The following is a 22,503-nucleotide window of genomic DNA, read 5'->3' on the forward strand; positions in this document are numbered from 1 at the left end:
TTTAATATGAGTCATATTTATCTAATTGATAAGTCTCAATCATCTGAATGAGTTTTTCAGCGTAGGTAGGATCAGTCGCATATCCAGAGGTTTGAACAGCTCTAGCGGCCGTTTTATAATCTTTGGCAGCAAGAACACTTTTATATTGATTAGGATTCCAAGTCGTTCCATTGAGAAATAGTTTCGTATGGCCAGAAACAGAGGCTTGGAAATTATCATAAACTCTAAACTCTCCTTGAATTGTAATCCACTGTCCATTTTCATATTCTTTTGTGTTTAATTTGACAGTTGGCACATTTCCACTTGCTTTGACACCAAAAAGATTGTGATACTTGCTTGCAAGGGTACTTTGTCCAAAATCAGACTCAAGGCAAGCTTGAGCCAAGGTGATTGAAGCTAGAACTTTATCTTCTGATTGTGCCTTTTGGGCAAGGGGAGCGATTTCATCGATAAAATTATATTGAATCATTTTATTTAGACGAGTTTCTAAAGCAGTTTTACTCACTGTTTGGTCAGTGAAAGTACGACCGAAAATAAGTGCACCGCCGATGATTAAAAGGAGGAGTAAAAGCTTTGCAAAAAAGGGAGCGATCCGATGTTTATTTTTTCGCCGAGTTTTTTTCTTCATAGAGATAGTTTAACATAAAAAATTGATTTCTTGGTTAAAAAATAAATATTTGTTATACTGAAAATAGGCTAAATTGATAATAACATATGAGTAAATCATTAGCGTAAAATTAGTGTAAAATGTCAAAAAATTAATTTTTCATAGAGAAAATTAGCAGAATTTACACAGAAAGTTTTGCTTCATGCTAAATCGCGTTTAAAGGGGCAGGCGGATTTGCCCAGGCGACAAATATGGGAAATGAATATTTTAGCTGATCAAATCGAACATCTATCCCAAAATATTGATAGAGAGATGAAAAAGGTTAAGAATACCTTTGGAGGTAAAAAAATGAATTTTTATGATTTTAGTGCTGTTAAAATGAACGGCCAAGTCGCAAAAATGAGCGATTACAAAGGAAAAGTAGTGGTTGTGGTAAATACAGCCAGCAAATGCGGGTTGACACCACAGTTTGAAGGCTTAGAAAGCCTCTATGAAACTTATAAAGATCAAGGGTTGGAAATTCTTGGCTTTCCTTGTAATCAATTTGCTAATCAAGAGGCAGGTGAAAATGAAGCAATCAACGAATTTTGTCAACTCAATTATGGTGTGACTTTTACAATGTTTCAAAAAATAAAAGTTAATGGAAAAGAAGCACATCCACTCTACCAATTTTTGAAAAAAGAAGCCAAGGGGGCCGTCTCTAGTACAATTAAATGGAATTTTACAAAATTTTTGATTGACCGAGAAGGAAAGGTTGTGGCTCGCTTTGCGCCGACAGTTGAGCCAAAAGAAATGGAAGAAGCAATCAAAAATTTACTTTAAGAAAGCAAAAAGTATTTCAAAAAGGATGCTTTGATACTTGTAAAGGTGCTCTTTTTTTGGTAAACTAGAATGTAATAAAACTTTTAATCTAGTCCAGAGAGGCTAGCAAGGTTGTGAATCGGTAAAAATTTTTTCTTGAGCAGAATTGGCTGAAAGCCCTTTAGACTCAAGAGTATTTTGGGACACATCTGCTAGGTTTCTGGCAGATGTTTTATTTTGATTTTTAGCCTATTGGTTAAAGGTTAAAATACGCAAGAAGCCCTGCGACTTGTGATCCATTTGCAGCAGAGCTGCTCTATAAAGGAGATTCAAATGCCAAAACGTAATGACATCAAAAAAATCATGATTATCGGTTCTGGACCAATTATTATTGGTCAAGCTGCCGAATTTGACTATGCAGGAACACAAGCCTGTCTAGCGCTTAAAGAGGAAGGCTATTCAGTTGTTCTGGTCAACTCAAACCCTGCAACAATCATGACAGACCGTGAAATTGCAGATACGGTTTATATTGAACCAATCACTGTCGAATTTGTCAGTAAAATTCTTCGTAAAGAGCGTCCAGATGCTCTTTTGCCTACTCTTGGTGGACAAACTGGGCTTAATATGGCTATGGAACTGGCTAAGACGGGTATTCTTGAGGAGCTTCAGGTTGAACTTTTGGGTACAAAACTCTCTGCTATTGACCAAGCCGAGGACCGGGAACTTTTCAAAGAGCTTTGCGAGGATATTGGTGAGCCACTTTGCGCCAGTGATATTGCGACAACCGTGGAGGAAGCCGTGGCTATCGCAGAAAAAATTGGCTATCCAATTATTGTTCGTCCTGCCTTTACTATGGGGGGAACAGGTGGTGGAATTTGCGACACCGAAGAAGAACTTCGTCAAATTGTAGCAAATGGACTCAAACTCAGCCCTGTCACTCAATGTTTGATTGAAGAATCTATTGCTGGTTTTAAAGAAATCGAATACGAAGTTATGCGTGATTCAGCCGACAACGCTATTGTGGTTTGTAACATGGAGAATTTCGATCCAGTGGGTGTCCATACTGGGGATTCCATTGTTTTTGCGCCAAGTCAAACTTTATCTGATAATGAATATCAAATGCTCCGTGATGCATCGTTGAATATTATTCGTGCGCTCAAGATTGAAGGAGGGTGTAATGTCCAACTTGCTTTGGATCCGAATAGCTATGAATATCGTGTCATTGAAGTAAATCCACGGGTTAGTCGTTCGTCTGCTTTGGCGTCCAAAGCGACAGGTTATCCAATTGCTAAGATGTCAGCTAAAATTGCCGTGGGAATGACTTTAGATGAAATTATTAATCCTGTGACAAACAAAACATATGCGATGTTTGAACCAGCACTCGACTATGTTGTAGCAAAAATTGCTCGTTTTCCTTTTGACAAATTTGAACACGGCGACCGTCATCTAGGAACACAGATGAAAGCGACTGGCGAAGTCATGGCAATTGGACGTAACATTGAAGAAAGCTTGCTTAAAGCAGTACGCTCTTTAGAAATTGGTGCTTTTCATAATGAAACGCAAGAAGCTGTGGAAGCGACGGATGAAGTGCTTTATGAAAAAATGGTTAAAGTTCAAGATGATCGCCTGTTCTATCTATCGGAAGCCATTCGCCGAGGAATTTCTATTGAGAAAATTGCTGAGCTAACTAAAATTGATCTCTTTTTCCTTGATAAGTTGCTCCATATTGTAGAGCTTGAAAAAGATTTGAAAGTCAATGTTTTTGATCCTGAACTTTTGAAACAAGCTAAACGAAATGGTTTTTCTGATCGTGAGATTGCTAAGTTGTGGAATGTTGACGCAGCTGAGGTTCGTCGTCGTCGTCAAGAAAAAGGCATTATTCCAGTTTATAAAATGGTGGATACCTGTGCAGCTGAGTTTGAAAGTTCAACCCCTTATTTTTATTCAACTTATGAGTGGGAAAATGAATCAAGTAAGTCAGAAAAAGAAAAAATCATTGTATTGGGGTCAGGACCAATCCGTATCGGGCAAGGGGTTGAGTTTGACTATGCGACAGTCCACTGTGTGAAAGCAATTCAAGCATCAGGAAAAGAAGCAATTGTCATCAATTCAAATCCTGAAACAGTATCTACGGACTTCTCGATTTCTGATAAGCTTTATTTTGAACCGTTAACGTTTGAAGATGTGATGAATGTCATTGATTTAGAGCAACCTGAAGGGGTTATTGTCCAGTTTGGAGGTCAGACGGCAATCAATCTGGCAGAACCTTTATCTAAGGCAGGGGTCAAGATTTTAGGAACTCAAGTGGCTGATTTGGAACGAGCTGAAGATCGTGATTTGTTTGAGAAAGCGCTCCAAGATTTAGAAATCCCACAACCACCTGGAGCAACTGCAACTAATGAAGAGGAAGCAGTCGCTAATGCAGAAAAAATTGGCTATCCTGTCCTCATTCGTCCTTCGTTCGTTCTTGGTGGGCGTGCAATGGAAATTATTAATAATGAAAAAGACTTACGTGACTATATGAAGCGTGCAGTAAAAGCGTCTCCAGAACATCCTGTCTTGGTGGACTCTTATCTGCAAGGGCGTGAGTGTGAAGTGGATGCGATTTGTGATGGGGAAGAAGTGCTTCTCCCAGGAATTATGGAGCACATCGAGCGTGCTGGTGTCCATTCGGGAGACTCAATGGCGGTTTATCCCCCACAAACTTTTTCAGCAGAGATTATTGCAACGATTGTTGATTATACAAAACGATTGGCTTTGGGCTTGAATTGTATCGGAATGATGAATATTCAGTTTGTTATTCATGAGGAGACTGTATATGTGATTGAGGTTAACCCACGCGCTTCACGGACAGTGCCTTTCTTGTCAAAAGTAACTGATATTCCAATGGCTCAATTAGCCACAAAATTGATTTTGGGTAAAAACTTGAACGAATTGGGGTATACAGCGGGATTGGCGCCAACGCCAGATTTGGTTCACGTAAAAGCGCCTGTCTTTAGTTTTACAAAATTGGCTAAGGTTGATAGTTTGTTGGGTCCAGAAATGAAGTCAACAGGTGAAGCAATGGGGTCAGATGTTACTCTGGAAAAGGCTTTGTATAAATCGTTTGAGGCAGCAAAATTGCATATGTCAGATCATGGTTCGGTATTGTTTACAGTAGCTGATGAAGACAAACAAGAAAGTTTGATTTTGGCAAAAGGTTTTGCTGAAATTGGCTATTCTTTGGTGGCTACCACAGGGACTGCAGCTTTTTTGAAGGAAAATGGCTTATATGTTCGTGAGGTTGAAAAATTAGCTGGTGGTACAGATGAAGAAGGAACTTTGGTTGAAGATATTCGTCAAGGGCGCGTACAAGCTGTTGTCAATACAATGGGGAACACCCGAGCATCATTAACCACTGAAACAGATGGTTTCCGAATTAGACAAGAAGCAATCAGTCGTGGAATTCCTTTGTTTACTTCACTTGATACGGTAGAGGCGATTCTCAAAGTGATGGAAAGTCGTAGTTTTACAACTCATATGATTTAATTGATTGGTAGAAAAACTCCTAATTTTAGGAGTTTTTTTGTCTTAATATTTTTGTGATATAAAAAAATAATTATGAACAGATAAATGGACAAGGTGTGTGGAATAAGGTATAAATGAATTATAAAGATTACGATAAAGCCCTTACAGTAGAGAAAGGATGGTGGTGGTTATGAAGGTAAAAAAATAATTCAGTTATTCACTTTTTTGTCTTTCTTATTGCTCATCCTTTCTAAAAATGTGAAAGCAGACAATCAGATAGACAGTCAGAATACGAGTGCTCAGAGTTTTATCACTGTGACAGCTCCAACTAACAATATCTGGACCGTTAACGCACCGAGTTTAGATTTTGGGAGTCAAACGGCAGCTGCAAGTTTGCTTAGTTTCAATATTAATGCAAGTGGTCCGATTTATATCACAAATCTTTCAGGGACTAGTACAAGTTTTAGTTTGCAACAATCTGTGAGCGAGTTTACTTTAACTTCTGGTAGTCAGATTCTACCAGTTACGGCTTTTTATCTCACTGTTGCTAATAGTAGTGACGGAAAATTGGTAGGAAGCTCTGCAGTTAATATTTTTAAGCAAAATGGTGAGGTGATTCGTAGTGGTACGAGCGCTAATGGAAGGATGACAAGTGGTGCTGTTAATGCTCAAATTCGTGTGGATGGTGCGAGTAAAGTTATTTTAACAGGTTCATATAAGGCAACGATTAGTTCGACGCTGATTAGTGGCCCCTAGTAGAAAGGAGATGACATGACATTTAAAAGATTTATTCTCCTTTTGGGGAGCCTTTGTGTTTTTGTTTTTACAGTAGGAAAAACCAACTTGACTAAGGCCGCTGTTTTGACTGGTAGTGTTGATACAACTGGAAGTATAACTGGTGTCGCTGGAGCGACTTACTATAATGCGGCAACTTGGCAGGATATGATTGATACTTACCGTTCAGTCACGCCAACTACTGCTTCTAAAAATACGGTATATCTTAATATTAGTGCTGATATTGCGGGGAGTGGGGTGATAAATACTACTAATACAGTGATTAGTGATAAATCATTGACTATAATAGGAAATAATCATACCCTTTATCTTGATAATGATACGAATTATTTAACAGCTCAAAATATTACGGGTAATGATAGTACGACGAGAGCGTTTGGCTCTAGTGGAACGATTTCGAGTACGACTAAATTGATGGTTAAAAAAGCTAAAATCATCAACAATGTTACGGGTGGCATTTTTCAAATGAAGGGTGCTAATGCTCAAGCGACAGTGACTTATGAAGATGTCACGGTGACAAATGGTGCTGCGATTTATGGTGCTCAACCCATTAGAAACGATAATGGGAAAGTGCTTTTCCAAGGAAACAATACGTTTAATGTCTTACAAAATAATCAGTTGAGTGATGCAACAACAGCTGGGATAGATAACCAAGGAGAATGGATTCAGGGCGGTGGGTATACAGAGGTTTTGAGTGGGACAACAACACTCAATCAAAGTTGGGGCAATGATCAGCCTTACAATGTATATTACACGAATAATGGTTCACTTTTACAAGTTAATGCAGGAGCTTCTCTGGTTTGGAATCTCAATAAAACAGCAACACTTTATGCTGATGAGGGGGCATTACTTTCTGCTTTAACAGGACCTTTGACTTGGAATATCAACGGTAATTTTATTATCAATGGGACAGTAAACACTGCCTCTACCTCATCGACAGGTTGGTTTATGTCTTTGGATATTTTAAGTGCTTGGAATGTCAATGTGGGTCAAAATGCGACTTTGAAGGCTACGACGGGTGGGGTTATTAACCTCGGAAGTCTCTTATCGATTCCTCTTGTTGGACTGGCTCCAGTCAAATGGAATTTTGCTCAAGGATCAAGTGTGCTTTTGAATAATCTGAGTCCGGGTCAGAATTTGATCTCCTCAGCACCGGGGCTGACCAGTGGTTTGACAATGAATGATCCTAAGGTTGTTACGTTGAACACGAACGGGGGAGCGGTTTTTGCAACGACAGTGCTTACTTTTCCGATTACGATAACTGGAGGGGGCTTGCGGACACACTCTTCATCAAGCTCTTATGTTTTTGACGGGTCGTATGATTTGGTTCGACCGAATCGGGGACAAATCAATGCGAGCAGCACGGACATTTGGTATCGTAAAAACACAGGGACTTTGACTACGTTTAATCCGACTTTGCAAGTGACGAGTTTGAGTCCTAATAATTATTCGTCAACAGATGTTGGAAATATCGCTTCGGGTAAATATATTTCTTGGTATCAGCCTAATGGTTTGGAAATAGACGGAAGTCTTTCTAATATGAATCGAAGCTTTAACATCAGTTTAGATCCAACAGCGCAAAATGGAACGCCAGTAGATGGTTCTTGGTCTCCATTAATCAATGGAAATGCTTCAGAGGTTTTGGTGATTGGTGATGATCGTGGGCAGGTTCCTAGCTTGCGCGTACAGGTGAAAATGCTTCAAAATAATTTTTCTAATGGTTTACAGTATTATTGGGTAGATCCGACGACTAAGGCGGCTCAATTGCTTAGTTTGAATACGGCTGTACAAATTGTTTCACTCAGTTCAAACACTTTACCCGACTGGATCAAGGCGACGGGAGCGGGTTCTTGGTATACGATGACTTTTCCCACGGATAGTGGACTTAATCTTAAAGCCAATAATAGCTTGTTAGCACAAACGAATGTGAATGCTGGAACTTTCCAATATACGGTTGTGGATGGGCCAACTTAAGATTTTAAAGGGGGAAAGAATGAATAAATTGAAAAAAAACTTTCTTCTTTTATTTCTTAGCTTGTTGAGTGTGATTTGTCTTAAAAGTGTTGAGGTGCAAGAGAATACGGGAGGATTTAGTGTTCAACCGATCTTTGAAGAACATCAAAAAGATAAAAATTTGTCTTATTGGTGGTTGAAAGTGGGTAAAGATCAAAAAATTGAACTCAAGTTGAAGATTGATAATGGAAGTCAGGAAAGTATTCTTGAATTGACGGCCAATCAGGCAGTTAATAATCAGAACTTTGTTGTTGATTATAGTTTGCCAAAGGCAAAAGCGGAGGCGTTTTTGCTTAAGGAACATAAGAATTTTGATTTTAATCAAAGAATCCGATTTGATTTGCCCAAGACTGCAAAGCAGACAGAACTTCGTTTGAGTCCTGGGGAGAGTCAGCTCGTGTCGTTTGAGCTTGAACTTCCCAAAGAGGCGCTGAAGGGGCAGGTCATTGGTGGGATTAACGTGACGCGAAAACCTCAAGAAAAAGATCGCAAAAACGGGATTTTGAATGTGTATAGTCAAACGATTGCTCTTGTGTTAGAGGGTGAAGAGTTAGCAAAAGCTGCTAAATTAGATTTGGCGTTGGGGGAATTGAAGCCACGTGTTCAAACGGTTCAAGTCAAAAATCCTAATCAGGTGCTTCTGGAAGGGGTTAAAATTAGGGCGAGTTTGAAAAAGGCTTCGGGTCAGTTGGTATCGGAGGTGAAAATTCCGCAGACGGCTGTCGTGCCTCAGGCTTTGGTTCCTTTGAAATTGGAGCAGGAGAAGCCTTTGAAGAAAGGGACTTATCTTTTAGAGGTTAAGGCAGGCGAGCAAACGTTAAGTCAGAGGTTAAAAGTTAGTCCATCGGGTCAGGTGAGTAAAGTAGGTACTGATAAATTTCGAGAAAAAGGTTTAAAAATTGTTCTGGGGATTGTTGGTCTGTTCGGAGTTGGTATGATTTTATATGAGCTTGCTAGAAAGTTTGTTCACAAGTAGGGCGAAATCTTGTAAGGAAAGGAGCAAAGGTGAAGAAAAAATACTTTTATTGTTTACTGAGTGTGCTTTTGCTCCTTGTGGGATCTTATGCTTTTGCTCAAGGAGAACAAGCGACGAATAGTGTTGGAAAAGTTGGGTTTATTGAGAAAAATTCGCCCGAAAAGCCTCCGGAATTTCGGGAAAATCAAACAAAAAGTCAATTGACTTTGGGAAATGAAAGTTTGCCAAAAGTGAGTGATGATGAGCTGAGTACGGGGGGAATGGTCATCGTTGGTTTTATCATTGTGATAGCCACACTCACTAGGGGACGCTTGACAAGCCAAAAAGAGAAGGAGAACTCTTATGAAAAAAATGACAATTAGTTTAGCAGGATCAACGCTTGCAACGTTGTTTCTCTTGAGTGCAGCGGCTACAAGTGCACACGCTGCGACGGTCGGAAATACGACGAGTGATGCGAAAATTAGTTTTCGTGCAAAATTAACACCTTCAGCACCAGTTTCACCTGCAGATGGTAAGACGCAGATTACACCGACGACACCAGGGATGACGAATGCACCAACGGTGGCCTCGACGGATGGGTTAACGCTTGATTATGTTCCAGCATTAAATTTTGGAACGCATTATGTGGATGCGGTGAACGCTCATACTTGGAATGCTTGGGCTGCTGATGATGGATCGGGTAAAGCGATTCCGCAGTTTATGCAGGTCACGGATAACCGTGGGACGCCAACAGGGCCTTTGGGTTGGTCAGTTGCCTTGACGCAGACGGCTCAGTTTCAGGGAGGGACTGCTGGAGCTTTGACGAATGCGGTCTTGACCTTTAATGCTGATGGGACAAATAATGTTGTTTCGGCTTCGGCAAACAAGGCTACCTCGGCAGGAAATACGGCGGTTCATGCTTTGACTCCTGGAACAGCGGTTAATATTTTCCAAGCGGATGCTGGAACGGGAACAGGGACAAACTTGCTTAACTTTGGTGAGAAATTAGGGGCGAGTTTGATTGATGATCCTGAAGCTTTGGATAGTGTGAATAATACGGTTAAGAAAGTTGATCCGAATATCACGCTAAGTGTGCCGGCTGGTTCGGCTAAGGCTGCGAATTATACAACAACTTTGAATTGGAATTTGTATAATGCACCAGGGAACACTTAGAAGTTTTTGAATTGGGTTTCTCGATTAGAGAAGCTCATTTTTTTAAAGGTTAGAAATGGGGGAGTTGCTATGCGTAAGATTAGGTTGATTTTGATGATAGGAGTCTTGATTTTCGGGCTGGGTATGGGATCAAAAAATTTGGCGGATACAACGCAATATACGGTAAAGCCAATACTTCCTGACAATCAGGCTGAGGAGGGGCTGGGTTATTTCAATTTGTTATTGGCTGCGGGTCAGAAGCAGCAATTGCAAGTAGAGTTGTCCAACACGACTGAGGAACCTGTGGAAATTGAGGTGGCTTTGGCTAATGCGGTGACGAATGATGCTGGGGTGGTTGATTATGCTCCAACGAAAATTTCGACTGATTCTTCTTTGAAATACCCGCTTACGACTTTGGCTAAGGTGCCGAAAAGGGTGAGTTTGCCTGCGCTGAGTCGGCAAAAAATGATGATTGATGTGGCGATGCCTGCGGAAAATTTTGATGGAGTGATTGCTGGAGGTGTGACTTTTTCAGAGGTGGGGCAAGAAAATGATGGGGAAAAGGCGAGTGGTATTTCGGTAAAGAATACTTATTCTTATACGATTGCTTTGGTGATGCGGCAAAATAAAACGGAAGTTTCTCCGATACTTAAATTGGGAAAAATCCAAGTGGGGCAGGTAAATGGGCGAAATGTTATCAAAGCAAATTTACAAAATCCGGTAATGGCTTATCTGAACACGATGAATGTGGAGGCCAGTGTTGTGTCCAAAGCAAATCCGAAGCTTAAATATACGCTGACGCATCCGATGATGCAAATGGCTCCGAATACGAATTTTAATTTGGCAATTCCAACGAGTGCGCAATCTGCGGCAACGCGCGTTTCAGACCCACTAAAGGCGGGGGAGTATGAGCTACATTTGCTAGTGAGCGCTCGAACGGATCCAAAGGGAAAATATAAGGTACAAACGCAGGGCAAGCAGCAGACTTATCGTTATCAGTGGAAATTTGATCAGGACTTTAGCATTTCGGCGGCAAAGGCTGAAAAATTGAACAAGAGCGATCCGACGGTGAAAGAAGGTCATTCGTGGTTCTTAATCAGTAGTCTTTTGGGTGTTTTGTTTGTTTTCTTACTGCTGGCTTATCTTTTGTGGCGGCGGCATAAGCGAGATAAACAGGAGGCGCGTGAGAAGGAATTGCTTGAGGAAAAAATAAGGGCGCAGGAGGCGCTTATTGAGCAGTTGAATCAACAAAAAAAGGATTTGGATTGAAAAATTTACTGATGAAAACTTCCAGTTTGAATGGGAAGTTTTTTATTTGCCTTTGTAAATGTTGATTTTTTGGAGCGAATGGGCGAATTTTTTGGTAAAATAGGAGAAGTTGCTGACGAAAAGTTTTAAGGGCTAAATTTGGCAAAGAAGTTGACTTTTTTGCTGACGGAAATTTTCGTCAGTAAATTCTCTGCTGATTTTTTTGACGAATCAGTGTTTTGATTGGAAATGATAAAAAATGAGAAAAATAAAAGTGGCGACTAAGGCGTCAGAGGTGAAAGAAACACAGGCAATGATTGAATTGCTCAAAGCGATGCAACCGGAGTTGGCGTTTGAAGTGGTGGAAGTCTCGGCTACACTGGGGGACTGTCAGCGAGAAAATCTGACGGAAAATGCTTATGTGGTAAGAGAAATTGAGCGGCGCTTGATTGCTTGCGAAATTGATTTTGCGGTACATCGTTTGATAGATTTGCCAGTCGATTTGCCTGAGGGGCTGGTGCTTGCGGCGCATCCAAAACGTTCTAATCCGCTGGATGTGGTGGTTTATCCGGCAAGTTCTGAGCGACGGATAAGTGAGGGTGGCCTGCGTCTTGGACTATCTGCTTCAAGGCAAAAAATTCAGCTGGAGCAAAATTTTCCGCCGTTTGAAGAAGTAGCTGTGCTTGCAAATCTTGAAGAAGGGCGAGCAAAGCTTGCTAGTGGAGAATTGGATGGTTTGGTGCTTGCTCCGGCAGACTGGCAAGCGTTGAGCGAGCGAGAAAGTTTGCTTGATGAGCCTTTGTGTCCGAGTGCTTGCGTGCCGGCTGTTGCACAGGGGATTTTGGGGCTTGTGTGTCGCATGGATGATGAGTCGGTTTTTGGTTTGTTGCGGCAGGTTTCTGATTTGGAAACGGAGCAAATGGCACTTGCAGAGCGAAAATTTTTGGCTTTGGCTCAGGAAAATTCTGCTTTTGCAGTGGGTGCTTTGGCGCAAAAATTTGATGACGACTGGTATTTTTTAGCTTTTTTGGCGAAAGATAGGGCAGCACATGGACGTAGCATTCAGCTGACGGGCAAAAATCCTTTGATTTTGGCTGTGCAGGCTTATGATGCGTTGTCCAAATGCTCTGTGAGAGAAATTGCTGACGAAATTTTTTGGAGCTGATTTGGGCAGTTTCGCTTTATTTTTATAAAAATTGAAAGAGAAATAATGATTATTTTATTTAATAAACCTTACGATGTACTGACGAAATTCACGGATGGTGAAGGGCGCAAAACGTTGAAGGATTTTATCAAAATTCCTGGAGTTTATGCGGCTGGACGGCTTGATAAAGACAGTGAGGGCTTGCTTTTGTTGACTGACGATGGCAAATTAAATCACTTGTTGACCGATCCAAAATCGAAGTCGTTTAAAACCTACATCGTGCAGGTCGAGGGTGAATTTTCGCAAGAGGCCGCACAAAAATTGCGTCAGGGTGTGTTGCTTAAAGACGGCAAAACTTTGCCAGCCAAAGTCAAATTGATTGAAGAACCAGAGTGGCTCTGGCCGCGAAATCCGCCGATTCGGGAGCGTAAAGCCATCCCGACAAGTTGGATTGAGCTGTCCATCAAAGAGGGGAAAAATCGTCAAGTTCGTCGCATGACTGCGGCAGTAGGTTTTCCGACTTTGCGTCTGATTCGCTGGTCAATTGGCGAATATGAGCTGGGCGACTTGGCGTCTGGCGACTACAAAATTGTCAAAAAATAAAAGGAATCACTGGGATTCCTTTTTTCTTTTTAAAAACTACGACCGCCACCAGAACCGCCGCCACCACTGAATCCTCCACTATTATTAGAGGAAGGACGTGGAATAGGGCGTGTTGTGATGAAAGTATTGACCAAAATGTCCTGTTGCTTGGTCAATTTCAATTCGCCATTGTGTCCGTAATCATAGCGCCAAACGGCGTGACGGTCTTTCATTTGGTAGCTGCGATAGATGTTCCAGGCAAACAAGCCGCCAGTGACGAGGGCGATGAGCAATGCAATCAGCAGGGCAAGGGGTTGAAAACTGCGATGAAAAGTGACTTTTCCTGTTTCAGAATCTACGGTGTATTTTCTGGATGTCGGAATGCCCTTTTGATAATAAGTGCTGACCTTGTCAAAGAATCCACTGACCGCTGCTCGATAATCATTTGCACTCAAAGCAGGCTGGACAACGTCAAGCGTACTTTCAATCCGGCTGGACGGCAGATAATATTTGAGATTTCCAGTCGCCCAGATATAAACTTTGCGCAGATTTATGTTGATGACTAGCACTGCGCCATTGTTGCCAGCGCCGACCTTGTCCGCCAAATAAGAGCGGGCCATTTCATCAGCTGGCTGGTCAGATTCAGTAGTGACTACGAAAATGCCTGCTTTGGTTTGACTAGCTAGCCCTTGGGCACTGGCTTCGAGATTGGCTAAATCATTTCCCAAAAGCTGGGCGCTGTCGTCAATTCCTGATTGGAAAGTTGTGGCACTTGCTGTTTTTGGAAAAAAGAAACAGCCCAAGCTCACGATAAACAGCGCAACAAAAATAAATTTTTTTCTCATGACATCATATACCCCACAAAGATTCCCAAAAGTAAAACGACAAGTGAAAGAGCGGATGAAACTAGCCACAATTTCTTTTTGTCAATGGGCAAGACACCAGCCACTTTGCCGGTTTGGCCATTCATCGCGTAGTAGAAGAGCTTGTTGTTGCCTTTTTCTTTATAAGTGACCAGCCAGATGGGCAGCAAGACATAAGCTTCATCAAGCAAATTTATTTGCTGACGACTGCGCAGATTGCTGACGGAATTGTAGCCCACAATGGTCGATTCCATGAGTCCGTCAGCGTACTGACGAAATTCCTGTTCGACATTTTCTTTCATCTCGGCAAACTCAATATCCCGTTTTTCAGTCAAAAATCCTGATAAATATTGATTTTTAAAAGAAATTGCAGCGCGCATATCAAAGGGCTGAACAGCCCCTACCATTTTGTCGGACAAGTTTTTGGTCAAGGCATTTTTGATCAAATCCCGAAACTGCGTCTGACCAGCTCGTGAAATGGCATATTTGGAATGTTCCGTATACTCGGTGTCGCCGACTACCCAAACGCGTAAGTTCATCGCATCAGCCGAAAGTTCACCATTCAAAGCAGCATCCACCGCCCAGTAAGGAAAATAAACCCCAGATAAATTTTGAATCTGTTTTTTATTAAAAAAGCTGTTGGGGACAAATTTTTTCCGTCCCACCCAGTCCAAAAATTCTTGCTCGGCTTCCTCACGTTCAATCTGGAAAGGCAGGATTTTTTCAGGTAAAAATTGTCCCGACAAGCGCTCAGTCAACACCACGGGATTATGACAATAATAGCAAAAAGTCGAGGCAGTTGTTGCGTCAGTGACAAGCTCAGCGCCACAAGAAGGACAAAGAAAGAGCCCAACCGTATTTTCGTCAGCATTTTCTCCCGATTTTTCAGTTTCGTCAGCATTTTCTCTGACGATTTTATTTTCGTCAGTAATTTCTCCGGTTGCTGACGCAGAAAAATCGCTGACGGAATCCTCTGAAACCTTGGCAGCGTTTTGTTGCGCTTCAAAAGCTGTGACCTCTTGCTCGGTGAAGCTAGAACCACAATATTCACAGTGAAATTTTTGACTTTTAGGTTCAAAAAGCAGTGGCCCACCACAATTTGGACATTTGTGCGTCAATACATTAGATTCAGACATTAAAATTCTCCCCAATCGTCCTCATGAAGTCCGTTGATTTTAACTCCTACAAAGCTTTTGCCACAAAGGCTTTGCCACATTCAGGACAGAATTTAGGAACGCCATTTGCCAAATTGACCACTGCGCCACATTCATTACAGGCCATTTTCAACTCAGGCATAGCGACTGCTGATGCCGGTTTAGCATGACCGCAGTTGGAGCAAAACTTCCCTGTATTTTTCGTGCCACAGTCTGCACAAGTCCAAGTTTCAGCAGCATTTTCCTGTTGAGCTTGCATCTGTGCTTGGTTCGTTTGGGAAAATCCAGCCAGATTTTGTCCGCCCAGATTCATGCCCATAAAAGCATTCATCGCCCCACCAGTATTGGATCCAGCAGCTTCCAGACCACGTGCGACAGCCCCTTGCACATAACCCTCACGTACATTGGCATCGCCAAGCATTGCGCCTTGGTTACGCATATTGATGAGTTTTTGACTATCATCCGTGTAGGAAATGCTCGCCACAGCAACCGCCACGATTTCCATTCCACGCAATTGTTTCCAATCCTCGTCAAGAACAGAAGCCATATATTTGCTGAGTTCCATACTTTTTGAAGTTAAAAATGACACCCGTTCACCTTGAGCCGAATACTGGTTGATAGAGGTGTTCAAAGCCGTCAAAAATTCAGCCAAATACTGCTCATTGATTTCTTGAATATCCACATGGTCTGCATTTTTCGGAATGACATTGGCGTAAAAAGCCAGTGGATCCGTAATTTTGATGGAGTAAGTGCCGTGTGTGCGCAAAAAGAGTTCCGCATTGTAAAAATTATCGAAATACTGCAAAGGCGTTGCCGTTCCAAACTTAATGCCTTTGATTTCCTGCAAATTGATATAAAAAACCTGTTGTTTTTGTGGAGTCACCCCACCAAATTTAAAGCGGAAGAAAGATTCTTGGATAGAATCACGTAAATCGCCATTAAACATTGAGGGTGCGGTGTCATTTTTGACCGTATAGTAGCCGGGTTCAGCTGTATAATCAATGATTTTTCCGCCATCAACCAAGAGCATCATCATGTTTTCATAAACATGAACGACGGAGCCATCTGTGATGACATCGGCTGTTCCTTTGCGATTAGAGCCGCGTTTATCATCTTTTCGTACTTTAACTCCCTTAGTGAACACCGTTTGATCAGACATCTCATCTGGTTCGATCACCTCAAGCCATTGATCTGCCAAAGAACCGCCCAGAGCGCTCGTTGCTGCTTTGATAATTCCCATAATTTTTTTCCTTTTCTAAATAAATATTATCCGTTTTCATTATAACAAAAATCTAAGACAAAACCTATCGAATACACAGAAATTCCTAAAAATCAGTCGAAAGTCGGAGAAAAATTTTCAAAAAATTTTTGACGAATCTCTAAATTTAGGTTATAATATGACCAAACCTTTAAAGAAGTCCAGAGAGGCTTACAAGGATACGGAAAATTGACGCGGATGCCCTGTTTATCAGGAAAATTCCCATTTTTTAGTACACTTGTAGGTCGTCCGCAAGTGTTTTTTTGTTAGAGAAATGGAGAAAAAATGCCCCAATTACAAGAAATGATGACGATTGTCAGCCAACGTGAAGTGGCCAAGCAGATTTTTGAACTGATTTTAACAGGCGAAATGGTCGCTGAGTTGGATTTGCCGGGACAATTTTTACATCTTACAGTGCCAAATTCGGCAATGTTGCTGAGAAGACCAATTTCGATTTCCAGTTGGGATAAAGCGGCTCAAACTTGCACGCTTTTATACCGAGTAGGCGATGAAACAACGGGGACTTACGCCCTCTCACGTCTCACAGCCGGTGCTGTCGTTGATGTTTTAGGGCCTTTGGGCAATGGTTTTCCTGTTGATGAAGTCAAAGCAGGCGAGGAAATTTTGATTATTGGTGGGGGGATTGGTGTGCCACCCCTTTACGAATTGGCAAAGCAATTGGAAGCGACAGGCTGCCAAATGACCGTTCTGCTTGGCTTTGCCTCAGCCGACGTCAAAATTTTAGAAGCTGAATTTTCAGCCTTGAAAAATCTTAAGCTAAAAATCGCCACAGATGATGGTTCTTATGGAACTCAAGGTCATGTTGGTTTGCTTATGGACGAGCTTACAGTGACAGCCGATGCTGTCTATACCTGTGGTGCGCCTGCTATGCTTAAAGCGGTTGCCCGAAAATATGACGCGCTTGAGCGGCTCTACATTTCCATGGAAAGTCGTATGGCCTGTGGTGTCGGTGCTTGTTACGCCTGCGTTGAACACGACAAAGAAAATGAAAATCACGCCCTCAAAGTCTGTGAAGACGGCCCAGTTTTTCGTGGTAAACAACTTTTCCTCTAAAATCACCAGAGAAATTACTGACGAAACTGAAAATCGCCAGAGAAAATGCTGACGAAATTAAAAATGGAGAAAAAATGACTGATAAAAACCGTCTTTCAATAAAATTACCCGGACTCGACTTGAAAAATCCGATTATTCCAGCTTCAGGCTGTTTTGGTTTTGGTGAAGAATACGCCCGCTATTATGATTTGGACAAACTTGGCTCAATTATGATTAAGGCGACCACTTTGCAGGCTCGCTTTGGAAATCCAACGCCGCGTGTCGCCGAAACAGCGAGCGGAATGCTCAATGCAATTGGCCTGCAAAATCCCGGTTTAGAAGTCGTCATGGCTGAAAAACTACCTTGGCTACACGACCATTTCCCAGAATTACCCATCATTGCCAACGTCGCAGGATCAGAAGAAAGCGACTATGTCGCCGTTTGCGCCAAAATCGGTGATGCCCCAAATGTCAAAGCCATTGAGCTCAATATTTCCTGTCCCAATGTCAAGCACGGCGGGCAAGCATTTGGCACAAATCCCGAAGTTGCCGCAAGTTTGGTGAAGGCTTGTAAAGCGGTCAGCAAAGTGCCACTTTATGTGAAACTTTCACCAAATGTGACGGACATTGTGCCGATTGCTAAAGCAGTAGAAGCCGCAGGTGCTGATGGGCTCACGATGATTAACACGCTCATGGGTGTTCGGTTCGATTTGAAAACCCGCCAGCCGATTTTGGCAAATGTCACCGGTGGACTTTCTGGCCCAGCAATCAAGCCTGTTGCCCTCAAACTCATTCATCAAGTGGCCCAAGCTGTTAACATTCCGATTATTGGCATGGGGGGTGTCGCAACAGCCCAAGACGTTTTAGAAATGTATCTGGCGGGGGCTTCAGCCGTGGCCGTTGGAACAGCCAATTTTGCCGACCCATTCGTCTGTCCAAAAATCATTGAAAAACTCCCTGAACTCATGGATCAATACGGCATTGATACTCTAGAAAATCTGGTTAAAGAAGTGAGAGAAAGTAGAAAATGAGCTACACCACGATTTTATTTGATTTAGACGGGACGTTGACAGAGCCAGCCAAAGGCATTGTTAATTCTTTAGAATACGCATTAGAGAAATTAGGAAGAGTTGAAGAGGACAAAGAAAAATTACTTCAGTTCATTGGCCCTCCTTTGCAAGAGTCCTTCAAAAATGTTTATGCGTTCACAGAAGAAGAAACACAGCAGGCTATCACCTATTATCGAAGCTATTTTGCCGAAAAAGGAATCTTTGAAAATCAACTCTATGACGGAATAGTTGAACTTTTAGAGGCCTTGAAAAAATCAGGTAAGCAGCTCTTTGTTGCGACGTCCAAACCAGAAAATTTTGCTAAGCAGATTATCGAACATTTTGGTTTAGCCCCTTATTTTAAGGCTGTCGTCGGGGCAACGCTAGACAATCGTCGAAGTAAAAAATCAGAAGTCATCGCTCACGCCCTAAAATCTTATCAGATTGTTCCTGCCGATACTGTGATGATTGGTGATCGTAAATTTGATATCCTTGGCGCAAAGGACAATAAGCTTGCCTCAATCGGTGTTCTCTATGGCTATGGAAGCAAAAAAGAGCTTGAAAACGCCGGTGCAACTGCCCTAGTAGCCAACGTATCAGAACTCAAAACATACTTAATAGATGAGACAAAATACCCTTAAAAGAAAGTAGAAAAAATGCAAGAAAATAGACCCGTAATCGCCCTCGACTTCCCAGAATTTTCTGATGTTAAAGACTTCCTCGAAAAATTTGACCCTCAAGAAAAACTCTATATCAAACTTGGCATGGAACTCTTTTATACCGCAGGCCCTCAAGTCGTCTACTACGTCAAGTCGCTTGGACACAGTGTTTTTCTCGATTTAAAACTTCACGACATTCCCAATACCGTCGAATCTTCCATGCGTGTCCTCGCCCGACTCGGTGTTGATATGGTCAATGTTCACGCAGCAGGCGGTTTGGAAATGATGAGCGCTGCTAGACGAGGCTTGGAAATGGGAACGCCAGCAGGTCGTACCCGCCCTCTCCTTATTGCCGTGACTCAGCTCACCTCAACCTCTGAAGAAATCATGCATAATGACCAAAAAATCATGACGACCCTTGAAGAGTCAGTAATCAACTACGCGCAAAAAACAAACGAAGCAGGACTTGACGGTGTGGTCTGTTCCGCTCACGAAGTTGAAAAAATCAAAGCTGCAACCCACGAAGATTTTATCTGCCTGACCCCAGGGATTCGCCCTAAAGGCGCAGCAGTGGGTGATCAAAAGCGCGTCATGACACCGAGTCAAGCCAGAGCAATCGGTTCAGACTACATTGTCGTAGGGCGTCCAATTACGCAAGCCGCAGACCCCGTGAACGCCTACCATTCCATCAAAATAGAATGGGCGCAATCAACAAAAAATTCTTGATACCAGCTCTAATTAAACAAAAAAAAATCGGCAAATCAGCGCCGATTTTTTATTTTAAACTTACGTCAGCATTTTTTCTAAGAGAATTTACTGACGTAATTATTGAATAGGTTTTTTTCCTGGAGTTCCAGCCTTACGCGGGTAGATTTTAGGCGTTTCCTTTTTCTTTTCAATCACTGCGATGTGACGTTCATCACCATTTGGCAATTCGTAAGCAATTTCGGAATTGAATTTTCCGCCAAGTGTAGCAATTGCTTTTTTGGCCTCAGCCAACTCTTCGGCAAATTGTGCAGCCTTTAAAGAAAGTAAAATGCCATCTTTTTTCAAGAAAGGAATCGTAAATTCCGCAAGCACAGACAAACGTGCGACCGCCCGAGCTGTTACAAAGTCAAATTGTCCCCGATAAGTTTTGTCCTGACCAAAATCCTCAGCTCGTCCATGAAGCAAAGTCACCTTTTCGAGTCCCAATTCCTCAGTCAACAAAGCCAAAAAATTGATCCGTTTATTCAGTGAGTCAATGATGGTAACCTGAAGTTCTGGAAAAATAATTTTCATCGGTAAACTAGGAAATCCAGCCCCAGCCCCAATATCCAAAATGCTGACCGGACGGTTTGTAATCTGTTGATACAAAATAGGGGCAATGGAATCATAAAAATGTTTAAGATAAACCTCAGATTCTTCAGTAATTGCAGTCAGATTGATTTTCTCATTCCATTCCACCAACAGCTCAAAATAACGTTTAAACTGGCCAATTTGACGCTCTGAAAGCGTAATATCAAAAGTAGCCAATTGTGTCAAAAATTCATCAGGGGTCATAAAGTACGCTCCAAAAGTTTTCTAGTAATTTCGGCGATTCGTTCCCGATTTTCGCCTTTAGGTAATTTGTCAATCAAAGTTAAAGCAGATTGAGTGTAAGATTGAGCGAGCGCCTTAGTCGCACTCAAGGCGCCAGAGTGGCGAATGAAATCGTAAACCTCGTCAAAACGTTTCGCCTCAATCAAAGTAGCCAACTCATCAAAATTTTCCTGCAAGGCAAAGAGCACAGGCGCCGAATAAATTCCTTGCTTAATATCCTCAAGCACAGGCTTGCCCAGTTGTTGCGCACTTGCTGCATAGTCCAAATAATCGTCCATAATTTGGAAAGCAATCCCGATATTCATCCCAATTTTGTAGGCCCGATTTGCCAAACTATTATTTTTGGCAATCAAAGGAGCGACAGAAGCAGAAAGCGCAAATAACTCACCAGTTTTGCCAGAAATATTTTCCAAATAAGCATCAAGTGTTTGGTGCAGATCAAAATGTTGATTCAATTGCCCCAATTCTCCCCCTAATAAGCGCTCAATAGAGCCAATATTTTTGGACAGATTAGATAATTCCAAAGAATGTTCCGACATCAATTTGAAGACGGCAATAAACAAGTAGTCACCCGCATAAACCGCAATTTCTGGCCCGTATTTGGCCGAAATCGTAGGCACACCACGTCTTGTATCCGCACGGTCAATCACATCATCGTGTACCAAAGTTGCCGTGTGCATCATTTCAACACTTGCGGCCAGCGCTAATTTTTCCTCATCGGCCAAATCCGTAAACTCAGCAAAAAGCAATAAATAAGCAGGTCGGAGCATCTTTCCACCCGCATCAAAAATATCAAAAATCGCTGCTTTAATTGCCTTATTTTTAATCAGCACATGACTTTTCATCAATTTTTGAACTCGAGAGAGCTGCTTTTCAAGCGCAGGATAATCTTTCCAAAATGTATTTTTTACGTCCATTGTTTACTTTCCTTGATAAATAATTGCTGTATCGGTCTTACCCGACTAATCAGCTGATTTCCACCAATACCGATAGCAAAACCAGCAAGGATTCCAAAAAAGGCTAGCCAGGGAAGATAAAGCATCACAGAGCCAGCTTTGGCCAAAATCGCAGCCATGGCCAATTGCCCAAAGTTATGGAAAAATCCTCCCACTACCGAAATACCAATCATCGAAACCAATTTTGGCCCCAATTGTTTCATCAGATACATTGCTAAGAGCGATAAAATTCCTCCTGCAAAGGAATAAAGAAAAACAGAAAAACCAGTAAAGAGCGCAGTGATGAGCAAGCGTAAAATTTGCATGACCCAGACCTTGCGCCAGTTTAAAGTGAAAAGGGCAATAACCATTACTAAATTCGCCAAACCAATCTTAGCCCCAGGAGCAAAAGCGAAAAAAGGAGGAAGCATATTTTCAATAATTCCCATGACGACTGCTACCGCCGTTAGGAGCGAAACATAGACATATTCTTTGATATTCATGTTGTATAATCCACCTGCTTGTCTTTTTGACCACTCATGACTTCAATCACTAATTTATGAGGCAAACAGACAATTGTTTCCCCGACTTTAGAAATAAAGCCTCGCTTAACATCAATTTGATCCTTACAACTCGCTTCAATGACAGCAATCTCTCCATTTTTTACCTGAATTTTATTATAATCACCATCTTTGTCCCGATAAGTCCAAATTTGATCTTGATGTAAGTTAAAAGTTCGCTTTACTTGCCCATCAATTCGCAATTGCGCTTGAGCGCCAGTAGGTCCGCTAGCAAAGAAAAAAAGGGTTGAAAAAGAAGCTAAAAATAACACGAAAATAATGATAAAGTCCAAAGGTTTTGTTTTGATGCTTTTAAAAAAGCTCATCGTGTTTTTAAATAATTTCATTATTGACTTATTATAGCAAAACTAATGAAAAATTTCACGCAATCAAAAAGTCGTTGACATAAGAGAACTTAAGGACTTCCTTAGAAACAGGCAAAAACTTCAAAGAAACTCAAGCTGTTCATTGATTTGAGTGATAAATGAGCGTATAATAGAAAAAACACGACATTTTTTAGAAAGAAGGTTGAAAGATGAGAAAAGACCATATCCTCCCCTTTTTTGGCGGATTTTTTCTGGTGATTG

The 22,503-nt window shown here is 41.7% G+C and carries 22 protein-coding genes; 14 read left to right on the forward strand and 8 right to left on the reverse strand.

Translation table 11 applies throughout. The features are described 5' to 3' along the window. Position 1: 1 nt before the first annotated feature. Entirely contained in the window at positions 2-628 is a 627-nt protein-coding gene (locus tag EQJ87_RS00705; RefSeq protein ID WP_130122880.1) for a glycoside hydrolase family 73 protein, read from the reverse strand. A 327-nt stretch (positions 629-955) separates the two neighbouring features. Between EQJ87_RS00705 and EQJ87_RS00710 the strand changes: the two genes are divergently transcribed. From EQJ87_RS00710 to EQJ87_RS00760, 10 genes are all read left to right on the forward strand, one after another. Beyond that, positions 956-1,429 carry a glutathione peroxidase gene (locus tag EQJ87_RS00710; protein ID WP_130124544.1) on the forward strand — a complete coding sequence of 158 codons (474 nt, stop codon included), beginning with the start codon at positions 956-958 and terminating at the stop codon, positions 1,427-1,429. A 312-nt stretch (positions 1,430-1,741) separates the two neighbouring features. Then, positions 1,742-4,936, forward strand: a complete 3,195-nt coding sequence (gene carB, locus EQJ87_RS00715) for a carbamoyl-phosphate synthase large subunit (protein WP_130122881.1) — start codon at positions 1,742-1,744, stop codon at positions 4,934-4,936. A 204-nt stretch (positions 4,937-5,140) separates the two neighbouring features. Further along, positions 5,141-5,671: a hypothetical protein gene (locus EQJ87_RS00720; protein ID WP_223804465.1), complete on the forward strand. Its 531-nt coding sequence runs from the start codon at positions 5,141-5,143 to the stop codon at positions 5,669-5,671. A gap of 15 nt (positions 5,672-5,686) precedes the next feature. Then, positions 5,687-7,684 (forward strand): RTX toxin, encoded by a 1,998-nt coding sequence (locus EQJ87_RS00730; RefSeq protein ID WP_190289010.1) that lies wholly within the window; start codon positions 5,687-5,689, stop codon positions 7,682-7,684. Between the two features lie 19 nt (positions 7,685-7,703). Further along, a complete protein-coding gene (locus EQJ87_RS00735; RefSeq protein WP_190289011.1) occupies positions 7,704-8,699 on the forward strand; it encodes a DUF916 domain-containing protein in 996 nt (331 codons plus the stop codon). Between the two features lie 29 nt (positions 8,700-8,728). Then, complete coding sequence (locus EQJ87_RS00740; RefSeq protein ID WP_130122884.1) at positions 8,729-9,061, forward strand: hypothetical protein; 333 nt, start codon at positions 8,729-8,731, stop codon at positions 9,059-9,061. After that, positions 9,042-9,851 (forward strand): WxL domain-containing protein, encoded by an 810-nt coding sequence (locus tag EQJ87_RS00745; RefSeq protein WP_130122885.1) that lies wholly within the window; start codon positions 9,042-9,044, stop codon positions 9,849-9,851. The genes EQJ87_RS00740 and EQJ87_RS00745 overlap by 20 nt, the downstream gene beginning before the upstream one ends. Positions 9,852-9,920: 69 nt before the next feature. After that, positions 9,921-11,099 (forward strand): DUF916 and DUF3324 domain-containing protein, encoded by a 1,179-nt coding sequence (locus EQJ87_RS00750; RefSeq protein WP_130122886.1) that lies wholly within the window; start codon positions 9,921-9,923, stop codon positions 11,097-11,099. 238 nt (positions 11,100-11,337) lie between these two features. Next, positions 11,338-12,243, forward strand: a complete 906-nt coding sequence (locus tag EQJ87_RS00755) for a type 2 periplasmic-binding domain-containing protein (RefSeq protein WP_130122887.1) — start codon at positions 11,338-11,340, stop codon at positions 12,241-12,243. Positions 12,244-12,288: 45 nt separating this feature from the next. Next, a complete protein-coding gene (locus EQJ87_RS00760) occupies positions 12,289-12,825 on the forward strand; it encodes an rRNA large subunit pseudouridine synthase E (protein ID WP_190289012.1) in 537 nt (178 codons plus the stop codon). Between the two features lie 29 nt (positions 12,826-12,854). On the opposite strand, the gene EQJ87_RS00765 is transcribed toward EQJ87_RS00760, so the two are convergent. From EQJ87_RS00765 to EQJ87_RS00775, 3 genes are read right to left on the reverse strand one after another with little or no spacing between them, the layout of a single operon-like run. Next, complete coding sequence (locus EQJ87_RS00765) at positions 12,855-13,649, reverse strand: TPM domain-containing protein (protein WP_130122889.1); 795 nt, start codon at positions 13,647-13,649, stop codon at positions 12,855-12,857. After that, positions 13,646-14,803 carry a TFIIB-type zinc ribbon-containing protein gene (locus EQJ87_RS00770; RefSeq protein WP_130122890.1) on the reverse strand — a complete coding sequence of 386 codons (1,158 nt, stop codon included), beginning with the start codon at positions 14,801-14,803 and terminating at the stop codon, positions 13,646-13,648. Before EQJ87_RS00770 ends, EQJ87_RS00765 begins: the two co-directional genes overlap by 4 nt. Before the next feature lie 46 nt (positions 14,804-14,849). Next, complete coding sequence (locus EQJ87_RS00775) at positions 14,850-16,061, reverse strand: SPFH domain-containing protein (RefSeq protein WP_130122891.1); 1,212 nt, start codon at positions 16,059-16,061, stop codon at positions 14,850-14,852. A gap of 303 nt (positions 16,062-16,364) precedes the next feature. Here EQJ87_RS00775 and EQJ87_RS00780 point away from each other — a divergent pair, with 303 nt between their 5' ends. From EQJ87_RS00780 to pyrF, 4 genes are all read left to right on the forward strand, one after another. Then, on the forward strand, positions 16,365-17,153 hold the full coding sequence (locus EQJ87_RS00780) for a dihydroorotate dehydrogenase electron transfer subunit (protein WP_130122892.1): 789 nt from the start codon (positions 16,365-16,367) through the stop codon (positions 17,151-17,153). A 74-nt stretch (positions 17,154-17,227) separates the two neighbouring features. Further along, positions 17,228-18,163, forward strand: coding sequence for a dihydroorotate dehydrogenase (locus EQJ87_RS00785; RefSeq protein WP_130122893.1), 936 nt, complete (start codon positions 17,228-17,230; stop codon positions 18,161-18,163). Further along, positions 18,160-18,822 (forward strand): HAD family hydrolase, encoded by a 663-nt coding sequence (locus EQJ87_RS00790; RefSeq protein ID WP_130122894.1) that lies wholly within the window; start codon positions 18,160-18,162, stop codon positions 18,820-18,822. Before EQJ87_RS00785 ends, EQJ87_RS00790 begins: the two co-directional genes overlap by 4 nt. A gap of 15 nt (positions 18,823-18,837) precedes the next feature. Continuing rightward, complete coding sequence (pyrF, locus tag EQJ87_RS00795) at positions 18,838-19,566, forward strand: orotidine-5'-phosphate decarboxylase (protein ID WP_130122895.1); 729 nt, start codon at positions 18,838-18,840, stop codon at positions 19,564-19,566. A 99-nt stretch (positions 19,567-19,665) separates the two neighbouring features. On the opposite strand, the gene rsmG is transcribed toward pyrF, so the two are convergent. Genes rsmG through EQJ87_RS00815 form a run of 4 tightly spaced genes read right to left on the reverse strand, consistent with a single transcriptional unit; the run spans position 19,666 to position 22,263 of the window. Then, on the reverse strand, positions 19,666-20,382 hold the full coding sequence (rsmG, locus tag EQJ87_RS00800) for a 16S rRNA (guanine(527)-N(7))-methyltransferase RsmG (RefSeq protein ID WP_130122896.1): 717 nt from the start codon (positions 20,380-20,382) through the stop codon (positions 19,666-19,668). Continuing rightward, positions 20,379-21,338, reverse strand: coding sequence for a polyprenyl synthetase family protein (locus EQJ87_RS00805; protein ID WP_130122897.1), 960 nt, complete (start codon positions 21,336-21,338; stop codon positions 20,379-20,381). The genes rsmG and EQJ87_RS00805 overlap by 4 nt, the downstream gene beginning before the upstream one ends. Beyond that, positions 21,329-21,859, reverse strand: coding sequence for a Gx transporter family protein (locus EQJ87_RS00810; RefSeq protein WP_130122898.1), 531 nt, complete (start codon positions 21,857-21,859; stop codon positions 21,329-21,331). Before EQJ87_RS00810 ends, EQJ87_RS00805 begins: the two co-directional genes overlap by 10 nt. Next, positions 21,856-22,263 (reverse strand): NusG domain II-containing protein, encoded by a 408-nt coding sequence (locus tag EQJ87_RS00815; protein ID WP_130122899.1) that lies wholly within the window; start codon positions 22,261-22,263, stop codon positions 21,856-21,858. The genes EQJ87_RS00810 and EQJ87_RS00815 overlap by 4 nt, the downstream gene beginning before the upstream one ends. Between the last annotated feature and the right edge of the window lie 240 nt (positions 22,264-22,503).

Source organism: Lactococcus sp. S-13 (genome assembly GCF_004210295.1).
Taxonomy (GTDB): domain Bacteria; phylum Bacillota; class Bacilli; order Lactobacillales; family Streptococcaceae; genus Lactococcus.

Coding starts and splice junctions, on each gene's coding strand:
- EQJ87_RS00705 (WP_130122880.1), bottom strand. CDS start 628: ATGAAGAAAAAAACTCGGCGAAAAAATAAACATCGGATCGCTCCCTTT.
- EQJ87_RS00710 (WP_130124544.1), top strand. CDS start 956: ATGAATTTTTATGATTTTAGTGCTGTTAAAATGAACGGCCAAGTCGCA.
- carB (WP_130122881.1), top strand. CDS start 1,742: ATGCCAAAACGTAATGACATCAAAAAAATCATGATTATCGGTTCTGGA.
- EQJ87_RS00730 (WP_190289010.1), top strand. CDS start 5,687: ATGACATTTAAAAGATTTATTCTCCTTTTGGGGAGCCTTTGTGTTTTT.
- EQJ87_RS00735 (WP_190289011.1), top strand. CDS start 7,704: ATGAATAAATTGAAAAAAAACTTTCTTCTTTTATTTCTTAGCTTGTTG.
- EQJ87_RS00745 (WP_130122885.1), top strand. CDS start 9,042: ATGAAAAAAATGACAATTAGTTTAGCAGGATCAACGCTTGCAACGTTG.
- EQJ87_RS00750 (WP_130122886.1), top strand. CDS start 9,921: ATGCGTAAGATTAGGTTGATTTTGATGATAGGAGTCTTGATTTTCGGG.
- EQJ87_RS00755 (WP_130122887.1), top strand. CDS start 11,338: ATGAGAAAAATAAAAGTGGCGACTAAGGCGTCAGAGGTGAAAGAAACA.
- EQJ87_RS00760 (WP_190289012.1), top strand. CDS start 12,289: ATGATTATTTTATTTAATAAACCTTACGATGTACTGACGAAATTCACG.
- EQJ87_RS00765 (WP_130122889.1), bottom strand. CDS start 13,649: ATGAGAAAAAAATTTATTTTTGTTGCGCTGTTTATCGTGAGCTTGGGC.
- EQJ87_RS00770 (WP_130122890.1), bottom strand. CDS start 14,803: ATGTCTGAATCTAATGTATTGACGCACAAATGTCCAAATTGTGGTGGG.
- EQJ87_RS00775 (WP_130122891.1), bottom strand. CDS start 16,061: ATGGGAATTATCAAAGCAGCAACGAGCGCTCTGGGCGGTTCTTTGGCA.
- EQJ87_RS00780 (WP_130122892.1), top strand. CDS start 16,365: ATGCCCCAATTACAAGAAATGATGACGATTGTCAGCCAACGTGAAGTG.
- EQJ87_RS00785 (WP_130122893.1), top strand. CDS start 17,228: ATGACTGATAAAAACCGTCTTTCAATAAAATTACCCGGACTCGACTTG.
- EQJ87_RS00790 (WP_130122894.1), top strand. CDS start 18,160: ATGAGCTACACCACGATTTTATTTGATTTAGACGGGACGTTGACAGAG.
- pyrF (WP_130122895.1), top strand. CDS start 18,838: ATGCAAGAAAATAGACCCGTAATCGCCCTCGACTTCCCAGAATTTTCT.
- rsmG (WP_130122896.1), bottom strand. CDS start 20,382: ATGACCCCTGATGAATTTTTGACACAATTGGCTACTTTTGATATTACG.
- EQJ87_RS00805 (WP_130122897.1), bottom strand. CDS start 21,338: ATGGACGTAAAAAATACATTTTGGAAAGATTATCCTGCGCTTGAAAAG.
- EQJ87_RS00810 (WP_130122898.1), bottom strand. CDS start 21,859: ATGAATATCAAAGAATATGTCTATGTTTCGCTCCTAACGGCGGTAGCA.
- EQJ87_RS00815 (WP_130122899.1), bottom strand. CDS start 22,263: ATGAAATTATTTAAAAACACGATGAGCTTTTTTAAAAGCATCAAAACA.